Annotated in this window: 15 protein-coding genes; 9 read left to right on the forward strand and 6 right to left on the reverse strand. The window is 53.5% G+C overall.

The features are described 5' to 3' along the window. The first annotated feature begins 34 nt into the window (after positions 1-34). The 6 genes from sufB (at position 35) to VN12_RS25530 (ending at position 6,913) form a co-directional block, all read left to right on the forward strand. Positions 35-1,444 carry a Fe-S cluster assembly protein SufB gene (gene sufB, locus VN12_RS25505; RefSeq protein ID WP_146679713.1) on the forward strand — a complete coding sequence of 470 codons (1,410 nt, stop codon included), beginning with the start codon at positions 35-37 and terminating at the stop codon, positions 1,442-1,444. 2 nt (positions 1,445-1,446) lie between these two features. Further along, complete coding sequence (gene sufD, locus VN12_RS25510) at positions 1,447-2,772, forward strand: Fe-S cluster assembly protein SufD (RefSeq protein ID WP_146679714.1); 1,326 nt, start codon at positions 1,447-1,449, stop codon at positions 2,770-2,772. A gap of 65 nt (positions 2,773-2,837) precedes the next feature. Then, the gene (locus VN12_RS25515) at positions 2,838-3,146 is read left to right on the forward strand and encodes a Rieske (2Fe-2S) protein (RefSeq protein WP_240491265.1); all 309 of its coding nucleotides are present in this window, start codon (positions 2,838-2,840) and stop codon (positions 3,144-3,146) included. Positions 3,147-3,215: 69 nt separating this feature from the next. Then, on the forward strand, positions 3,216-3,566 hold the full coding sequence (locus tag VN12_RS25520) for a metal-sulfur cluster assembly factor (protein WP_240491266.1): 351 nt from the start codon (positions 3,216-3,218) through the stop codon (positions 3,564-3,566). 87 nt (positions 3,567-3,653) lie between these two features. Next, a complete protein-coding gene (locus VN12_RS25525; protein WP_168164648.1) occupies positions 3,654-5,396 on the forward strand; it encodes a SufS family cysteine desulfurase in 1,743 nt (580 codons plus the stop codon). Between the two features lie 143 nt (positions 5,397-5,539). After that, complete coding sequence (locus VN12_RS25530; RefSeq protein WP_146679716.1) at positions 5,540-6,913, forward strand: MFS transporter; 1,374 nt, start codon at positions 5,540-5,542, stop codon at positions 6,911-6,913. A 7-nt stretch (positions 6,914-6,920) separates the two neighbouring features. On the opposite strand, the gene VN12_RS25535 is transcribed toward VN12_RS25530, so the two are convergent. Together VN12_RS25535 and VN12_RS25540 are read right to left on the reverse strand one after the other, a co-directional pair. Further along, a complete protein-coding gene (locus VN12_RS25535; RefSeq protein WP_146679717.1) occupies positions 6,921-7,751 on the reverse strand; it encodes an amidohydrolase family protein in 831 nt (276 codons plus the stop codon). Continuing rightward, positions 7,748-8,194 (reverse strand): RbsD/FucU family protein, encoded by a 447-nt coding sequence (locus VN12_RS25540; RefSeq protein ID WP_146679718.1) that lies wholly within the window; start codon positions 8,192-8,194, stop codon positions 7,748-7,750. Before VN12_RS25540 ends, VN12_RS25535 begins: the two co-directional genes overlap by 4 nt. Positions 8,195-8,437: 243 nt before the next feature. On the opposite strand from VN12_RS25540, the gene VN12_RS25545 reads away from it, so the two are divergent. The 3 genes from VN12_RS25545 to msrA all read left to right on the forward strand — a co-directional run bounded on the left by VN12_RS25545 (position 8,438) and on the right by msrA (position 10,567). Continuing rightward, the gene (locus VN12_RS25545; protein WP_146679719.1) at positions 8,438-8,905 is read left to right on the forward strand and encodes a hypothetical protein; all 468 of its coding nucleotides are present in this window, start codon (positions 8,438-8,440) and stop codon (positions 8,903-8,905) included. 191 nt (positions 8,906-9,096) lie between these two features. Beyond that, complete coding sequence (gene coaE, locus VN12_RS25550) at positions 9,097-9,798, forward strand: dephospho-CoA kinase (protein WP_146679720.1); 702 nt, start codon at positions 9,097-9,099, stop codon at positions 9,796-9,798. A gap of 58 nt (positions 9,799-9,856) precedes the next feature. Then, a complete protein-coding gene (gene msrA, locus VN12_RS25555; protein ID WP_240491267.1) occupies positions 9,857-10,567 on the forward strand; it encodes a peptide-methionine (S)-S-oxide reductase MsrA in 711 nt (236 codons plus the stop codon). A gap of 58 nt (positions 10,568-10,625) precedes the next feature. Here msrA and VN12_RS25560 read toward each other — a convergent pair whose 3' ends face one another. The 4 genes from VN12_RS25560 to VN12_RS25575 all read right to left on the reverse strand — a co-directional run bounded on the left by VN12_RS25560 (position 10,626) and on the right by VN12_RS25575 (position 17,089). Further along, the gene (locus tag VN12_RS25560; protein WP_146679721.1) at positions 10,626-12,161 is read right to left on the reverse strand and encodes a hypothetical protein; all 1,536 of its coding nucleotides are present in this window, start codon (positions 12,159-12,161) and stop codon (positions 10,626-10,628) included. Continuing rightward, positions 12,148-12,885: a hypothetical protein gene (locus VN12_RS25565; RefSeq protein ID WP_146679722.1), complete on the reverse strand. Its 738-nt coding sequence runs from the start codon at positions 12,883-12,885 to the stop codon at positions 12,148-12,150. The genes VN12_RS25560 and VN12_RS25565 overlap by 14 nt, the downstream gene beginning before the upstream one ends. 246 nt (positions 12,886-13,131) lie before the next feature. Further along, entirely contained in the window at positions 13,132-14,397 is a 1,266-nt protein-coding gene (gene serB / locus VN12_RS25570) for a phosphoserine phosphatase SerB (protein WP_146679723.1), read from the reverse strand. A gap of 124 nt (positions 14,398-14,521) precedes the next feature. Next, positions 14,522-17,089: an arylsulfatase gene (locus VN12_RS25575; protein WP_146679724.1), complete on the reverse strand. Its 2,568-nt coding sequence runs from the start codon at positions 17,087-17,089 to the stop codon at positions 14,522-14,524. Positions 17,090-17,496: the final 407 nt, after the last annotated feature.

Raw genomic sequence — 17,496 nt, forward strand, 5'->3', positions numbered from 1 at the left:
ACTCTTTAATCACTTACCTTAGAAGCGCAAATCCATGTCAACAGACATCGTCACCAGCACGGAAGAGTTCGGCGAAATCAACAAATACGATTTCCGAACCGACAGCAAAGCGGTCTTCAAGGCTCGTAAAGGGCTCGATATAGAGATCGTCAATCAAATTTCGGAGATGAAGAACGAGCCGGAGTGGATGCGGCAGTTCCGTCTCAAATCGCTTGAAATTTTTCATTCGAAGCCCATGCCGACTTGGGGTGGTGCGATCGATGTCAATTTTCAGGACATCTTCTATTACTTGAAGCCCACGGACAAGCAAGGTCGGACTTGGGATGAAGTCCCTCAGGAGATCAAGGATACCTTCGACAAGCTCGGTATTCCTGAAGCCGAACGAAAGTTCTTGGCGGGGGTGAAGGCCCAGTTCGAAAGCGAAGTGGTGTACGGATCTCTCAAGGAAGATTTGCAGAATCAAGGCGTCATTTTCACCGACACCGATTCGGCGATCAAAGATTACCCGGACTTGGTCCGCGAGTATTTCGGAACCATCATCCCTCCAACCGACAACAAGTTCGCGGCATTGAATTCGGCCGTTTGGTCGGGCGGCTCGTTTATCTATGTTCCCAAGGGAGTGAAGATCGAGTTTCCTTTGCAGGCCTATTTCCGCATCAATGCGGAGAATATGGGGCAATTTGAACGGACGTTGATCATCGTCGATGAAGGTGCCAGTGTGCACTATGTCGAAGGCTGTACGGCACCCATGTATTCGTCGGAATCGCTTCACTCCGCGGTTGTCGAAATCATCTGCAAACGTGGTAGCCGTTGCCGATACACGACGATTCAAAACTGGGCTAACAACATTTACAACTTGGTCACAAAGCGAGCGGTCGCCTACGCTGACGCGACCATGGAATGGGTGGATGGTAATCTGGGTAGCAAACTCACGATGAAGTACCCTGCCGTGTACATGATGGAGCCAGGCGCTCGGGGCGAAATCCTATCGATCGCGTTCGCATCGAATGGTCAGCATCAAGACGCCGGTGCGAAGCTCGTGCATGCCGCTCCGCATACGACGGGGCAAATCATTAGCAAGTCGATTTCGAAAAATGGCGGGCGAAGCAGTTACCGCGGGTTGGTGCGTGTCGAGCGCGATGCGAAGAAGTCGAAGTGCAATGTCGTGTGCGATGCGTTGATTCTCGACGCCAAGAGCCGGAGCGATACGTATCCGTACATCGAGATTCTCGATCAGGACGTTAGCGTTGGGCACGAGGCCAGCGTCTCGCGGATTGGGGAAGAGCAGATGTTCTATTTGATGAGCCGAGGACTGAGCGAAGCCGAAGCGAGCACGATGATCGTTAACGGCTTTATCGAACCGTTGGTGAAGGAGCTTCCGATGGAGTATGCCGTCGAGATGAATCGATTGATTCAATTGCAAATGGAAGGATCGGTGGGCTAGCTATGAATGCAGCATTGATCGCAAGTGAGTCGCTCGGGAAGTTCTCCAGAGAAGGTTTTGACGCATTCGTAGCGAGGCGTATCGACCCCATTTGGTTGACGGAAAAGAGAAGAAGCGTCTGGGAGACCTTTGACGCTATGGATTGGCCCAATCCTCGAGATGAGAATTGGATGCGGTCCGATTTACGCGGCTTCAAACTGGACAAGTTCACCCCCGTTGATGAAACGTTGACTCTCGAACCGACCGCTGCACCGGTGCGGCTCCGGGACGGCGTGGATATGGGAGGCGATATTTCCAGTGTCAACGGTCTCGTCATCTCTCAATCACTCGATCCGGAATTGGCAGCGAAGGGAGTCGTATTCTGTTCCCTATCCAAGGCGTGTCGAGATCACGCGGAACTTGTTAAGAAACATCTTCACAGTTTGATCGACTCTGCTGCAGATCGTTTTGCAGCTTTGGAAGCCGCGATGTGGAGCGATGGAGTGTTTCTTTACGTGCCTCGGAATGTCGTGGTAGAGAAACCGCTGCACTTGCATTCCGCGATGGTGGATGGCGGAATCGATTTGGCCCACACACTCGTGGTGCTCGAGGAAGGTGCACAAGCGACGGTGTTGACCGAATGCAGTAGTGAAGTCGAGCAAGGCTCGGGGTTCCACTGCGGTGGAGTCGAGTTGATTCTCGGGGCTCGGTCGAATTTGCGTTTTGTGAGTCTGCAGGACTGGGGCCAAAAAGTTTGGGCGTTCGCGCACCAAAAGGCGAGCGTAGGACAGGATGCGACGATCCAGTGGACCGTGGCTGCCATGGGGAGCCGGTTCGCGCAAGTGGATCAACAGGTGGAGTTGGTTGCCCCGGGAGCGAGCAGTTACGTAAATGGAGTTATGTTCACTCGTGACCGCCAGCACTTGACCTACAACACGATTCAACGACATTGCTCCCAGCATTGCACGAGTGACTTCCTTTACAAGTCGGTGCTCCAAGATCGCTCTCGTACCGTTTGGCGAGGGATGATCAAGGTAGACGAGGGCGCGGATAAGACGGACGGTTATCAGCGCAATGACAATTTGATGCTGAGCGACCACGCTCGGGCGGATTCCATTCCCGGTCTTGAGATCAAGGCGGATGATGTTCGTTGCACGCACGGCAGCACGAGCGGGCGGGTCGATGAAGAATTGATCTTCTACGCTCAAACACGCGGTTTCACTCGCCACGAAGCGGTTTTGATGATCGTCACTGGGTTTTTTCAGCAGATCTTCGACCGAATCACGATCGAATCGGTGCGGGAAGCCCTTGGTGCCGCCATCGCCCGCCAGGTTCGGCAGGTCGATTAACGCTCGCTGTGCATGGATCAGCAGGCAACTCACTAGTACTCAACACAAACCCTTTACCAGCCATAGTGTACCACTCTGTTTGCAATCTCTCCGATTTGAAACCCAATGTTCCCGTGACATTCGAAGTCGACGATCGGTTTGTGTTAGTCACCTTGATCGATGGCGAAGTGTATTGCATCGATGATGTTTGCACCCACGATGGAGGGACGCTGGGAGAAGGGGAAGTGGATGGAAATTGCATCGCCTGCCCCCGTCATGGTGCAAAGTTCGATCTCCGCTCTGGGGACGCACTATGCATGCCTGCCACCGAACCAACATGCTCGCATGATGTGAAGGTGGATTCGGGCACCGTTCTTGTTCAATTGAGAGATTAATAGCCTGCGGTTGCTCATGTTTGACCCGCATGGTGGTATCGATCGCCACCACATTTCGACATTATCTGTTTGGCAAATAACGATAGCGATTGGGAGATAACCAAAGTGATTACGGAAGACCATGTTCGCGAGCAGCTCAAACAAGTCATTGACCCTGAGCTTTTCGTCAATATCGTCGATTTGGGTCTGATCTATGTGGTGGATATTCAGCCTGCAGACGAGGGGAAGTTCAATGTCAACGTCGAAATGACGATGACGAGCCCCATGTGCCCGGCCGGTCCTCAGTTGGTTGCCAACAGCCGTCAAGTTATAGAAGCGATTGAAGGGGTGGGAGCCGTCGATATCAAGGTGGTCATGGACCCACCCTGGACCCCAGATCGTATGACTGAAGACGCTCGCGATCAGCTTGGTATTTTCTAATTCATTCCTCCGCGTACAGGCACTGATCCTCGTTGGTGATTTCGAGGTGCACTGCGGCGCATATTCCACGCGATGCGATGGATTGCGATGCGGAAACGTATCTTGGAAAAAGTGGAGACGATTGAAATCATGATGGATTCGTTAGAGGACTTGGTCGAGGAGTTCCGGGATCTCGAGACTCCTGAAGAGCGAATCCAGTATTTGATCGAGCTCGGGGGCTCGATGCCGGAGCTCTCCAGCGAATACTGCACGGAAGAGTATCGCGTCGTGGGGTGCCAGAGCATGGTCTGGTTTGTGCCACACTGGGACGGGACGCATTTCACATTTGAGGCATCCAGCGACGCCCCCATGGTGCGAGGATTGGCGGCCATTCTTGTATCCGCGTTTAGTGGAAAGACACCTCAAGCGATTCTCGAGTTTCCAATCGAGACGATCTTCCAAGACCTCCACTTGAAGTCCTTTCTTTCTCCGCTTCGAAGCAATGGATTGAATTCCATGATCAAGCGGGTGCGCGAGATTGCATTGGAAAAGATGCTGGGTGGCAGTGCACGACCATCTACTGCCGCGGTCCCATCGAGTCAAGCCAAAGAGCGAAAGCCGGCGATCGCCGAGCAGGTCGACTCCCTTCGAGGGGACTTCCCCATTTTGGCCCGGAAGAGCGATTCTGGGGTGCCCGTCGCCTACTTGGATAATGCAGCATCGTCACAGCGACCCGCGTCGGTGATCGATGCTATCTCCATCGTGTATCGAGAGCATTATTCGAATGTGCATCGCTCAGGACATGAGTGGGCGGGAACAACCACCGAAAAAATGGAGGCATCACGGGAGGCCGTTCGTCGCTACATCGATGCTCCCGGAGTGGAGGAGGTCATCTTCACGTCTGGTACTACGGCCTCGATCAACTTGATTGCTCAGAGTTGGGGACGGTCTCGATTGTCGGAGGGGGACGAAATCCTCCTTTCGGAGATGGAGCATCATGCCAACATTGTTCCTTGGCTTCAATTGGCCTCGCAGTGCGGCGTGAAGATCCGTTGGATACCCATCGATGAAGATTTTCACATCGATATGGATGCTTACAAAGCGTTGCTTTCTCCGAAAGTGAAATTGGTGTCGATTACCGCCGTTTCCAATGTGTTGGGTACGGTCAATCCGGTGCAGCAGATTGTTCGAGAAGCCAAACAGTTTGGTGCAAAGGTGATGGTTGATGCTGCGCAAGCGGTACCGCATGGTCCGCTATCCGTTCAAGGGTGGGGCGCGGATTGGGGTGTCTTTAGCGGTCACAAAATGCTTGCCAGTTCGGGGGTTGGAGTGCTCTGGGGGCGAAGGGAGATTCTGGAATCCATGCCTGCTTGGCAGGGCGGTGGGAATATGATCAAGCTGGTCACGAAGGAAGGATTCACCGAAGCAGGTTTGCCTCACAAATTCGAGGCAGGGACTCCCGCGATTGCCGAGATTGTTTCGTTCAAGCCTGCGATCGAGTATTTAGAGAAGCTGGGTGGGGACGCGCTGCGGGAGCACGAGTGCATTTTGGCGGACAGGGCGATCAAAGGGCTCAAGGAAATTCCGGGGGTCGATATTTATTCGCCGAGTCGAGGCGAGCGGGCTGGGATTGTCTCATTCAACTTAGCAAAGGTTCACGGCGATTCCGTCGCTCGCTTTTTGGACTCGCGCGGGATTGCGATTCGAGTTGGGCATCACTGTGCGATGCCTCTTCATCAAAGGCTTGGGATTGCGGTCAGTTGCCGAGCCAGTTTCTATCTCTACAACACCGTCGAGGAAGTAGACAGGCTGGTATCCGCCGTGCACGATGCGGCCTCCCTCTTTCGCTAATTCCGCTTTTCTTTGTTTGATCTGCATTGCACTGGATCGTTAGGTCAGGTGTAGAATGAGCGCTGCGAATGGGATCGCCGGGGTGTGCACCTGAATCGTAAGTCGGTCCCAGCCCCCACTCGATTTTGCTTGGAATTCCCATCGTGAGCACCGACGGACCTTCTGCGACCAATGAGACGGAAGTCTCGATCTCCCAACCCGATGCGAGTGCTAAAGAACCGGAAATGGCGGGCAAGCCGAATGGGTCGATACTTCGGGACCGTTCTTTTTGGGGGCTGGCGATCACCCAATTTCTCGGGGCGTTCAATGACAATCTCTATAAGCAGCTTATTCTTTTGATTGCTATACCCGCAGCGGGAGCGGCTGTCGGAGAAGATATGCAGGGGTACGCAACGGCTCTCTTTAGTCTTCCGTTCGTCCTGTTCAGCGGCTTTGCCGGGTATCTTGCCGACCGTTACAGTAAGAGCAAGATCATCGTGCTTTGCAAGATTGCCGAGATCGTCATAACCTTGCTCGCAGTCGTCGCGTTCCTTTGGTATTCCAGTCTCGGAGATGTTGGAACTTGGACAGTCCTCTTCTGGATGGGCGTTCACAGCACTTTGTTTGGGCCGAGCAAATACGGGATATTGCCTGAGCTTTTTCGAGACGACGAGTTGCCGAGAGCCAACGGCCTGATCCTCATGTCGACTTTTCTCGCCATCATTCTCGGGGTCGTCGCCGCAGGTGGACTAAAAGATTTGCTCGTCGTAGTTCGTCCCGATAAGAGCTTGGATTTCAGCAATTTATGGATCGGTTCACTCGTCTGCACCGGAGTGGCAATGATCGGAACCGCCACTTCTTTTCTGATTCGTTCGACGCCACCTGCACAGCAGGCTGCCAAGCTCTCTGCGAAAGACTTTGGCATCAGCAAAGAAATGAGAGAGTTGCTGTCGAAGGATCGGCCACTGTTGCTCTCCATACTCGTTTCGAGCATGTTCTATGTGATCGCCGGAGTCGTGATGCCTACGGTCAATATTCTTGGCAAAAACCAATTGAAGGTGGCTCTCGACCTCAACACCAGCATCCTCACGGGAGGGTTGGCGATTGGCATTATATTGGGCGCGGTGAGTGCGAACTTGGTATTGCGAGGTTTGCGACCAAGGTCTCAGGTTTTCCTGGGTACGGTTGGCATGCTCATGTCGCTCGTTGCTATCGGAGCTTGGCGACCAGGGGGGCAGCACCTGCTTGGGTATTGGGGCGCGTTGCTAGGATTGATTGCGACGGGAATGTTTGCGGCCGTGTTTATCATTCCCATTCAAGTCTTCATGCAGAAGCGCCCTCCCTCGGTATTGAAAGGGAGAATGATCGGAACGATGAATCTCGCGAACTTCGTTGGAGTTCTGATTGCGGGACCGCTCTATCAAATTTTTCTTGCGATCACCACAGCGTTTGGATGGCCCGTCTCCTCCATTTTCTGGATGCTCGCTGTCCTGCTTCTGCCGATCGTTTGGTCGTATCGATTACCGGCAGAAGCTTAGGAAGCGACTATCGATCCAGTTTGTAAAATCGCGTTGCGTTCTCCCCCCAAATCTTTTCACGATCCTTCGGGGTGAGCCGGTCGAGCCAACGCGAGACAATCTCGATCCAGCGTTCGTAGCTACTGGCAAGCCGGATCACAGGCCAATCGGAACCGAAGAGAATGCGATCGGGCCCGAACGCCTGCAAGACCACCTCCCAGTAGGGTTCGAGTTCCGAAAGCTTCCAGGTGGAGTGATCCGCTTCCGTCACCATCCCCGAAAGTTTGATCGAAGCATTCGCGTAATGCGAGATCTCGGTCATCTTCTCGCTCCAGGCTCGGATACTCTTTTCCTTGATGCGAGGCTTGGCGATGTGGTCGATGACGAACGGCTGTTCTGGAAATGCCTTAACGAGGGCGATCGCATCGTCGAGTTGGTGTTCAAAAATGAGGATGTCGTAGACGAGTCCATGTTTCTGAAGTGTCGAAATCCCTCGCCGGAACGGCGCTCGTGCCATGAATTCCGGATCGGTTTCCCCCTGCACAACATGGCGCACCCCAACAGCCTTTGGCAGGGCCCGAAAAGCTGCAGCCTGTTCATCGACCTGTTCGCTTCGAAGATCGATCCAGCCGACGACTCCACGAATCCAGTCGTGCTGCGCGGCCAGTTTGCATAGATAGTCGTTTTCAGCGAGCGATTGTCGCGCTTGAACAGCCACACATCCATCCAGTTTGACTGAATCGAGCAAGGGCTTGAGGTCGCTGGGACCAAAGTCGCGATGAATGTTCGAACCCTGCGGAATCCAATCGTATTGGGAAGGATCGTACGTCCAAAAGTGTTGGTGCGAGTCGATTCTCATGACGTGCGGACTCCAACAACCAGGAGAAGGTTTGCCCACGTCGCTTGATCGGCCGTTTGAATCGTTAGCACATGGTCATCCGACATGACCGATTCGTAGAACTCCCACTTCATGATCGGTTCAAGATCCCGTTTGAATGCGAGATCCTTCATGATCGACCGATACTCGGCCCATACGACTGGATCCGCTTTCAACGCGTATTCATCGGATGGATCGATTCCCATGGTATGGATGTGGTCGATCGGCAGGATCTCAAGCAGGGGGCGCAACACCTGTGCGACAGTCGGAACGCCGGGTGTCAATTGCAAGGACACCAGTTCCGCATTCGGCCCTTTCTTTGAGGAGGCAGGGTAATTGCCGTCCGCGATCAGAATCTTTGCGTGGTGGCCAGCACGCGAAATAGCTTGAAGGATCTGCGGGTGGAGAAGCGACGTTTTGAGCATGCGAAAGGCCTGCGATCAAAGTGAAATAAAATTGGAAAGGCAATGCAAAAGCTACTTATACCACGGGATAGCGTGCTGTTTTAGGCCGTCATGTCATCGCCGCGAATTCCAACGAATGAAATAAGGCTGACTAATCGACAAATTCGCAATACTGAGCGAGTTGCCCTTGGGCGATTTCCTTAGACTGGAATGGTATCCCCCTCGGGCGAGTTACCCTTGGTTACTCGGAAAATTTGGTTAGGCATGAATCTGTTCCTGCGAATCTTGACGCTCCTTACCTTTGCTGCGCACGCAGTCTTGGGTTGCTGCTTGTCGCATGGCACTTGGATGCGCCATCCAGAGCATTCGCACGTCGAGTCTTGCTGCGAACATTCTCACTCCTCCGAGCATGGACATGATGAGACCGATGCGGGGCCAGAGTCACCGTCCGATTCGGTGGCTGGTTCAGACACAGGTTCGAATACGGCTCCCGTTCGATGCTCGACGGATAGAGAGCGAGGCTCGGGGCCTTGTCACGACCCGCATTGCGTGTTCGACGTTGCGGTTCGTTCGGTCGTTTTGCTTGATTGGGAAGCGTCCGCAGACATCTGTTGGCTTGAGCCCATCGTCGATTGCAAGATGGATTCCTTCTCCGTGGTATCTGTGGGCATGATTAGCCCATCCAGGGTGCCGCAGATTTCCACTGGGCTTCATCGGGATCGCGTCGCGTAACGAATGGTTGTCCAGTTGTTAAACGGTTGGTCGGAGTCGTACGCGATTTTGACCATCCGCCGTGGGCGGCTCTGAGGATACAATGATCCGTTCGAGTGTTTTACAATAGGGCTGGTTGACGGCGGATGGTCGCCTGGGGATGACTGTTAAAGGTTGTCGTGGGCTGGCTGGATGAGGGTGAAAGGATCGCTATGTCACAATTCCATTCCAAAGGTGCGAGGACGATCGTCGGAGTCATTGGTGGAATTGCAAGCGGAAAGAGCTTGGTCACCCAGTTGCTTCAGAAGCGAGGAGCGACGGTCGTCAACGCCGACTCGGTTGCCCACGAAGTGCTGGACGATCCTAAGGTAATCGATGAGATTTGTGCTGTATTCGGTGGAGACGTGCTACGGACCCATACTGTTGGCAACGGAGTTCCCCCGCAAATTGACCGTAAGAAGATCGCAGCACTGGTGTTTGGGGAAACCGAAATTCACCAAGGGCGACGGGAGTCCTTGGAAGCGATCGTTCAGCCTCGCATTCGCGAAAGACTGCAGTTCTTGATACAAGATTGGAAGGCCAAAAACACGTGTGGGATACTCGCTCTGGACATACCTCTCCTTTTTGAACGCAAATGGGACCAGGTTTGCGATGAAATTTGGTTCGTGGACACCCCGCGTGCGCATCGGGAAACGTACGCGGCGGCTCGCGGATGGACCGCAGAGCAATTGAAAGCGCGGGAGGCGGCGCAATTGGGAATCGAGGAAAAGAAGTCGCGATCGACCTGCCTCATCATCAATAACGGGTCGCTCGATGACCTGGAGCGGCAAGTGGATGCTGCCTTCCATCGCGCCAGGTTCGGGAAGCGAGCTGCGAATGGAGAAGGCAGAGGGGACGTTGCTGGTCGGGCTTGATCCTCGTGCTAGAATGGTATCGGTACGCCTCCCCCCCGATTCCATAAGGACCTACCAAATGTTGCAGTGCAAACCTATTTGTCGACTCGCCCCGGCCTTGGCAGCTTTCGCCATCCTTGGAGGGATGCTCGTCGCAGCGCCGATTCAGTCATCCAAGCCTTCGGCCAAATCGCAAGAAACCCCTAAGGGTGAGACACAAGGAGAGAAGAAATTGGAAACGATTACGGTGGGAGGTGGTTGTTTTTGGTGTGTCGAGGCCGTATTCCAACGTGTTCACGGGGTGAGTAAGGTGGTTTCCGGTTACACAGGGGGCACCAAAAAGAACCCAACCTACAAAGAGGTTTGCACGGGATTGACTGGGCACGCCGAGGTCGCCGCAATTACCTTCGATCCAGAAATCGTGTCGCGCGAGCAGATTCTCGTCATCTTTTTTAAGACTCACGATCCCACGACGTTGAATCGGCAAGGCGCTGACATCGGAACACAGTACCGCTCCGCAGTCTTCTACACCTCGGACGAGCAGCGAGATTCAACCGAAGCGGTAATTAAGAAGATCAACGAAGAGAAGGTCTATAACCAACCGATTGTTACCGAAGTGACCCCATTGGACGTCTTCTACCCTGCCGAAGACTACCACCAGAACTATTTCAATCTCAACAAGAGCAACCCGTATTGCCAAAACGTGGTGGCCAGCAAAGTGGTCAAGTTTGAACGACTGTTCAAAGAATTTTCGGTGAACAATAAGAAGAGCAAGACCAGCAAAGAGTAAGTCGGGGCTGGGGCCACGTCGAAACGTGGTCGATTTCGACGAATCAGGAATTGGGCGACTAGTCGAGCGAGTGAGTTCCCAACCGGATCCACTGGCCAGCACCCCGATTCAATTCGATCTCCACTGCGTCAATCACTGGGCCTTCAGGAATACTATTTTCGAAGTCATCGGGTGGGTTGTTTGCGACCTCGATCGCGAAAAATGGCATGAGCTCCGTTGGAATTTGCATCGAGAAGGAGATCGGAACTCCTTGATATAAATCCATGCCTGCGTAGTTGCTATTGTTGCGTTTCTCGATCTGTAATGGCAGCTTTTTGTCTGTTTTCCAGACCAATGTAGCGGTGGAAGATTGTTTGTCGGGCGGGGTAAGACTGGTTCGACGCTTGGAAGATTTGCCTTCTCCGTTGGGAATGATTTCACCCCTGCCGAAAGCATCAATTGATGTAAGATGAGGTTGTTCCCCGACTTGAATGGTACGCCATAAATGGTGATTACCATCGACAATGCGAAGACGCCATCGTCGGACAAACTCGTTGGAGGGTGAGTCTGCCAACCGAAGAGAAAGATGATTGGGATCGGATTCGTCCCATTTGAATTCTAAAACCGGCTGAGGACTATCTGGCGATTTCACTTCGGCTTGGACGAATACAGACTTTATCGACCGACTCATCTCCATCGCAGAGCTGGATGAATTTCTGCCATTGAGATCTCTTTGCATTTTCCAAGCCGAAAAGGAATGCCTTTGCTTGGTGTCCCCATCATCGTCCACTTGCTCGAATTCGGCTTCGAGGCGGAGAATAGGTTGGAGTGTTTCGAATTGTGGGCGAGTGATTTCCCACGGATAGGTTTTGGGTCGAAATCGCATTCCATCGCGCATGCCAACGCCGAACAATTGATTGGTTTCCGTAAATCCTATGAAGGGTGAGGCGGGATCATGCTCGGTCTGTGGCGGATCGAACCAAAGTCGAAATCCCAATCGGGAAACCAATTCATCCGATTGCCCATTGAAATAATGATTCCTTCCGAAGTCTCGCTTGGCCTCGTATCTTTTTCCCGCAAGCTGAATGGAAGAAGCGTTGCGCGTCGCGTCGTTAGGCCAAGAGATGCTGCTCGCCGACGACCAGCCACCTGGCAACCAATCCTTTCCCATTTTCTTTTCGATCGCGAGATTTCCGTCGAGATAAACCGCGAAGCGAAATCCTTCGGCTGGGGAGTCCCCGGTGTAAAGAGTGACACGATGGTCGCCCGCTGGTATGGAGACTTGTCCGACCACGGGCGGAACACCATCGGCTGAAACCTTGCCAATACCAAGTCGCAGTTCATACTCGGTGTTCGCTGGAACGTGGGTATTCCACGAATAGAAACTGCTCGCAATCTGGGGGATGGCAGCAAAGGTGACTTGGGTGGCATCTCGAGTTTTGATCTGACTGGATAATGCCATCAGATCACCATGGGCTCTGCGCAACGACTGATTCTTTCGATATGCGACGTAGGTCGCGAGCCCAATGGCCATCAATGCGGTAATTGTCAACAAATGACGGAGTGAGAAACGCAGTTCTCCCGCGCGGGGGTGCATGGTTTTATTTCTCATCATGCTCCTTCTCGGCAAGACAAGTAGGGTCCATATCCGGGATCGTTTCCCCCTTGATCAATACATTCAACTCCCTTTCACGCGACTTTGGGCAAAGGATGAATTGGCCCCCCGAATAGGTCGTGATCGTTTGGTCGCCGACTTTTCGATCCTCCGTGGAAAGAGGATTGAAGACGCGTAAAAGAGGAAGGATGGTATTGGCGTCAAAGGAGCGAGGGCCACGATCACTACGAACCAATTTTTGGGTCGTCAATTGATCAAAATTTTCAGATGAAAGATCGCTCCAGGTGGTTGTTCCGCTTGAGCCTTCAAAGGAATAGAAAGCGAGAATATGTTCGCCTTGCTTTTGCATGCTGATCGTTAATAGATGATGGATGGATTCTTTCTTGGGAGTTCCCCAACTCGATCCGTATCCTCCCTGGTGGAAGATCCCGTCTTTGGAAATATTTCCGCTACCATTCCATTTGATGAAGTCGTAGTTGGGTGGGAGGTAGCAACGAAACTGCCATATCCCGAGCAGGTGGTCTTCGATTTCCGGTGGGACGTCTGGCGATGCAACTTCCGCAATATAAACGCGCGATTCGTCTTCGATATCCATTTTCCCCAGCTCGGCTTCCAACTGGCGGACATCGGCTGACAGCTGCTTGTTTTCATTCGTTAGAAAAACGAATGCGATGATTCCCAGCAGAAAAAGGAGGATGGTTGTCCCTCGTAACAGGTGCTTCATGACTCAATGCTTTCCGGATGACAATCAGTGTGGGCCTCCAAACAGACCGCCGCCTCCCCAAAAGCCACCTAAGTGTAAACGTAGCACCGGTCTCTATGTCCCTTGTGCATGCTGAACGGTGTGCGGGCTAGAGAACCGCACTACGAGGTGATTATATCGGACGGCGTGCGGGGCTGGAGACCCGTGCTACGGTTCCTCACTCCAAGTCTGCATTGGAGATGAGTGAGGAGACATGGAGGTCTAACGTTATTCGGCGGTCAGGTCGCGATCGCGGATACCCAATAGGTATAACACAGCATCGAGTCCCATGGTGGAAACACGATGCTCGGCCGAGGCACGGACAATTGGCTTGGCGTGAAACGCGATCCCGAGGCCCGCTCTTGCCAACATGGGCAAATCGTTTGCACCGTCGCCAATCGCAATCAATTGCTTCCGATCGACCTCCTCTGCTTTGGCCAACTGCTCCAGCAAGACCGCTTTGCGTTCCGCGTTGACTATGGTCCCCACAACATGGCCGGTCAGTTTCCCGTCTACTATTTCCAATTCATTTGCGAATACGTGATCGATCGACAGCTTCTTCTGAAGGTAGCTCCCGAAGTAGGAAAAGCCTCCGGAAAGGATAGCGGTTCGATATCCGAAGCGTCGAAGGGTGGAGATCAAGAGTTCAGCCCCTTCGGTTAACTCAAGCCGCTCGGCGATCTTCGGGAGGACGCTCGAAGAGAGCCCTTTCAGTAATTGAACACGACGACGAAGCGATTCGTCGAAGTCCAGCTCCCCTCGCATGGCAGCCTCCGTGATTCGACTTACCTCCTCTCCCACTCCCGCTTCCTTGGCCAATTCATCGATCACCTCGGCTCGCAAAAGGGTCGAGTCCATATCAAAGGCAACAACGCGGCGAATCCGTCGATAGGCATCGTCCCGTTGCCAAGCCAAATCCAGATCCAATTGACTCGACAACTCCAGCAAACTGGCCTTCAGCACTTTCGCATCACGGGGCTCTCCGCGAATGGAGAACTCTACGCAGGCTCGCGTAAGTTGGTTGTTGGTTTTACGGGGGGGACGACCAGAGAGCCGCGTGATGACGTCGATATTGAGACCTTGCTCGGCCAGCATGCGACTCACCGCGTGGAACTGCTCCGCTGTGACCGCACGTGAAAGGAGTGTCAGGATGAACCTAGATTTTCCTTGTTGACCAACCCACTCGTCGTACTCGGTATCGGAAATAGGCTTTTGCTTGCCTTTCAGCCCCAGTTCGCCACCCAGCTTGATCGCTTCCTCAACCACTTTGATGCTGTCTTGGCTGGCCGGTATTCTGACCAACACCCCCAGCAACAGGGATTGGTGAATGACTGCTTGGTTGACATCGATGATCAAGCAGCCGTAGGTGGCCAGAAGTTCTGTCAAGGAGGAGGTGATACCCGGGCGATCTTCCCCGGTGAAGTGCAGCAGGACGAGCGCGTCGACTCGATCGTCCCTCAGCTTGTCAGTCTGTTTATCGGATAGGGTACTCATGGACGGAATTCTAGCGAAGAATCCTCATTCCTCCGAGCCCTACGGGACGGGACGGGGGTAATGCGAAGGCATCCGTTCAACCGTATCCGTTTGATCGCGTTGGGAACGACCTTCCGACCCGGCGTTATTTCGGGCTAATAGGAAGCGGGGCGGCGACTCCCGGACTTTCTTTTTGCAAATCGATGCCGAGAAAGGCTGCCGCCGTGGCAGCGGTTTGGGCTAGCACGTATTGGTTTCCAGAATCAATCCCATGCACGGGCAGTCCAGGTCCAATCGCTCCAAACCAAACCCGTTCCGAACCCACTTGCGATTTACCGTGACTCTTCCATTCATCTCGAACCAATCCTCGTCCGTGATCGCTCGTGAAAAGGAATACCGTTTTGCCTTGGTATTGCGGGATCGACTGACAGGTTTCCCATAAGGTTCGAATGAGCGCGTCGTTTTGCTGCGCGGCGGTCAAGTAACGGTCGTATCGACCAGCGTGCGCCCAGTCGTCGGTCTCTCCGAGCGAAACGAACAAGACCCGCGGTTGGTGAGTTCGGACGTATTCCAGTGCGCCGCCCATCGTGAGCGAATCGTAGCGAACCCCACTGAACTCGCGAAACAATTGGGCGGAGACCAAATTCAACGCGGCAATTGCCTTCGAGTCTCCTTCTGTAAAGGGCATCCAGCCGGCGTTGACTGGTATTTCGCTACGTTTGTCATGAATGATGTAAGGAAATACATCCCAGGAGCAGAAGGCAGCTACTTTGCCTCGGTACATCGGTTTGTTATTCAGGATCTCTAGAAACGTCGTATTCTGATTGTACTTCTTGGCATTGCTGTCGACTTTGGGATCTGGTTTGCCTGTGAGCAGCTCGTTGTATCCCGGGTAAGAGAAATAAAGTCCATTCGAGACGGCGACCACCGAATCCCGTTCGATATCACCGGCAATCCAACCTTGGTCGGACTCCCATTGACTCCAAAGAAATGGCATCATCACCCGACGACGTTCTTCTGGAGTCTCTCGCCAAAACGACTCCTTCAAATAGCCGACGTTTTGGACGCCCGCTTCCTTGGTCAAGTACGCGGGGTCTGCGCCGCGGAACACTTCTTCGCCCCGAAGTCCATCGAGCGTGATCAGCACCACATTTTCGATGGGCTGCTTGGGGGCCACCGCAGGGGCGCTGGACTCGGTCGCGGTGTCCGTCATGTGCAAGCGAACAGGAAATGTTTCGTTCGATGATGTCTGGCTTAGTAGTGTCTTTTGGAGTTGCTGGACCAGATCCGGACGGCTCGCAGCGACGTCCTTTTGCTCCTGGGGATCCGATGAAAGGTTATAGAGTACCCAAGGACCGGGTTGGCGAGTCGCGAGCCCCTGCCTTACCAGTTTCCAATCGCCGTCCCTCACTGCAACTTGCCCTGTGTATTCCGGAAAAACCCAAACCATCGGGGAAGATCGTTTCCATGCGTTTGCTGGTTTCCTCAGAGCGTCCCAAAAACTTTCACCATCCACATCGTTGGGGGGCTTTAGTTGAGTGGCTTCGCAAAGTGTGGGGAACCAGTCGGGGAAGTAGGTGGCGGCATCGCATGTTGTGTTGGCGGGGATCACACCAGGAAGCCGCACGATCATCGGGACTCGAATCCCACCTTCGTACACACTCCCCTTGTTACCGCGCAGCGAACCAGCGCTCTCAAAGAACGCGATGTCAGCCCCCCCAACGTGAAAGGCAGGATCGCCTTTCTGAGGATGCGTTGGTCCGTTGTCGCTCGTGAAGATGACCAATGTCTCGTCGTCGATCCCTTTCTCTTCCAGGATGGCCATTACCTTTCCGACGTAGCGATCCAGATCGTTCACCATGGCCGCGTAGCCAGCCCTGGGCCTGGGGTGGGGAAGGTATCCGTTTCCGCCTCGATAGACTTGCTGGTCCCATTCCTTGGGAAAGGCATCGAGCCGCTCTTTGGGGGGATGGATCGCGACGTGGGGTTCAATGAATGGCAGATAGAGAAAAAAGGGCTTGTCGCTTGGCTCGCGAAGAAAGGCTTCCGCTTCCGCGAGCATGCGGTCTGGTGCGTAGACTTCACCGATCCAGTCTTCTGCCTTGATCTCGCCCTCAGGTTGTTTGGCGCTTCCCGGTATGGGTTTGGCATTCAACGCAATACGCTCTTGGTTCAGCCACAGGTGCGAAGGGTAATAGCTGTGGGCGACGGCCTGACAGTTGTAACCAAAAAAGAGATCAAAGCCCTTTCGATCGGGAGAGCCGGTGCTTCCGACAGGACCTAACCCCCATTTGCCAAACGCGCCGGTTCGATAGCCTGCCTTTTGAAAGTGCATAGCCAGGGTATAGGAAGATTCCGAGAGAGGCATTTGGCCTTCGCTGAACTCCGGATACTTCAAGCGAGCTTGTTTGTTGCCTCGAACCTCGGCATGCCCAAGATGTTTTCCTGTCATCAACGTGCAACGCGCAGGAGCACAGACGGGAGCACCGCTGTAGTGCTGGGTGAACCGGATGCCTTGCGAGGCCAAGCGGTCTATGTGGGGAGTTGGGATCTTTTCTTGCCCATAACAGCCAAGATCCCTCCATCCCATATCGTCAGCGAGGATCAAGACAACGTTTAGCGGTTTTGCGGCTTGGACCGCAGTGATTCCTGCATGAACCAGCATGAGGCCAAATGCTAGGCAACGAAACGAAAGGCGGAGGAAGGTGCTCATAGGTGGGATCCGCGAAGCGGAAAAGAGGATGAAAATGCCGATGCGTACAGTATGAACAGCTTTTCCACCGCGATGTTTGCGGGGACTTCGGTGCAGCGAAAAAATTCTCCGACCGTTTCGAGCGGTCTTTACCGCATCTTCATCATCGGTCGGGCCCTTTTTTAGAATCCTTTCGACGTCCCAATTTGACTTGAATGCTAGCGTTCTTAAAATCGCGTCCTGTACCTGACGGGCATGGAATGACGGTGAGCCAACACGCTTAGGCGTGCGAAGTCACTGTGGAGTCTCTTAAAGGAGCTTTCTCTTCCTTAGTCGGGTTCGCCAGCAGGATGGTTCCTGTCTGGATGGAAACTGATCGGCCTGCAAGATAGCAACCCGATCAGACTCGCACGGTCTAGGAGTTAGCG

This window comes from Pirellula sp. SH-Sr6A (genome assembly GCF_001610875.1).
In the GTDB taxonomy this organism is placed as follows: domain Bacteria; phylum Planctomycetota; class Planctomycetia; order Pirellulales; family Pirellulaceae; genus JBKCUI01.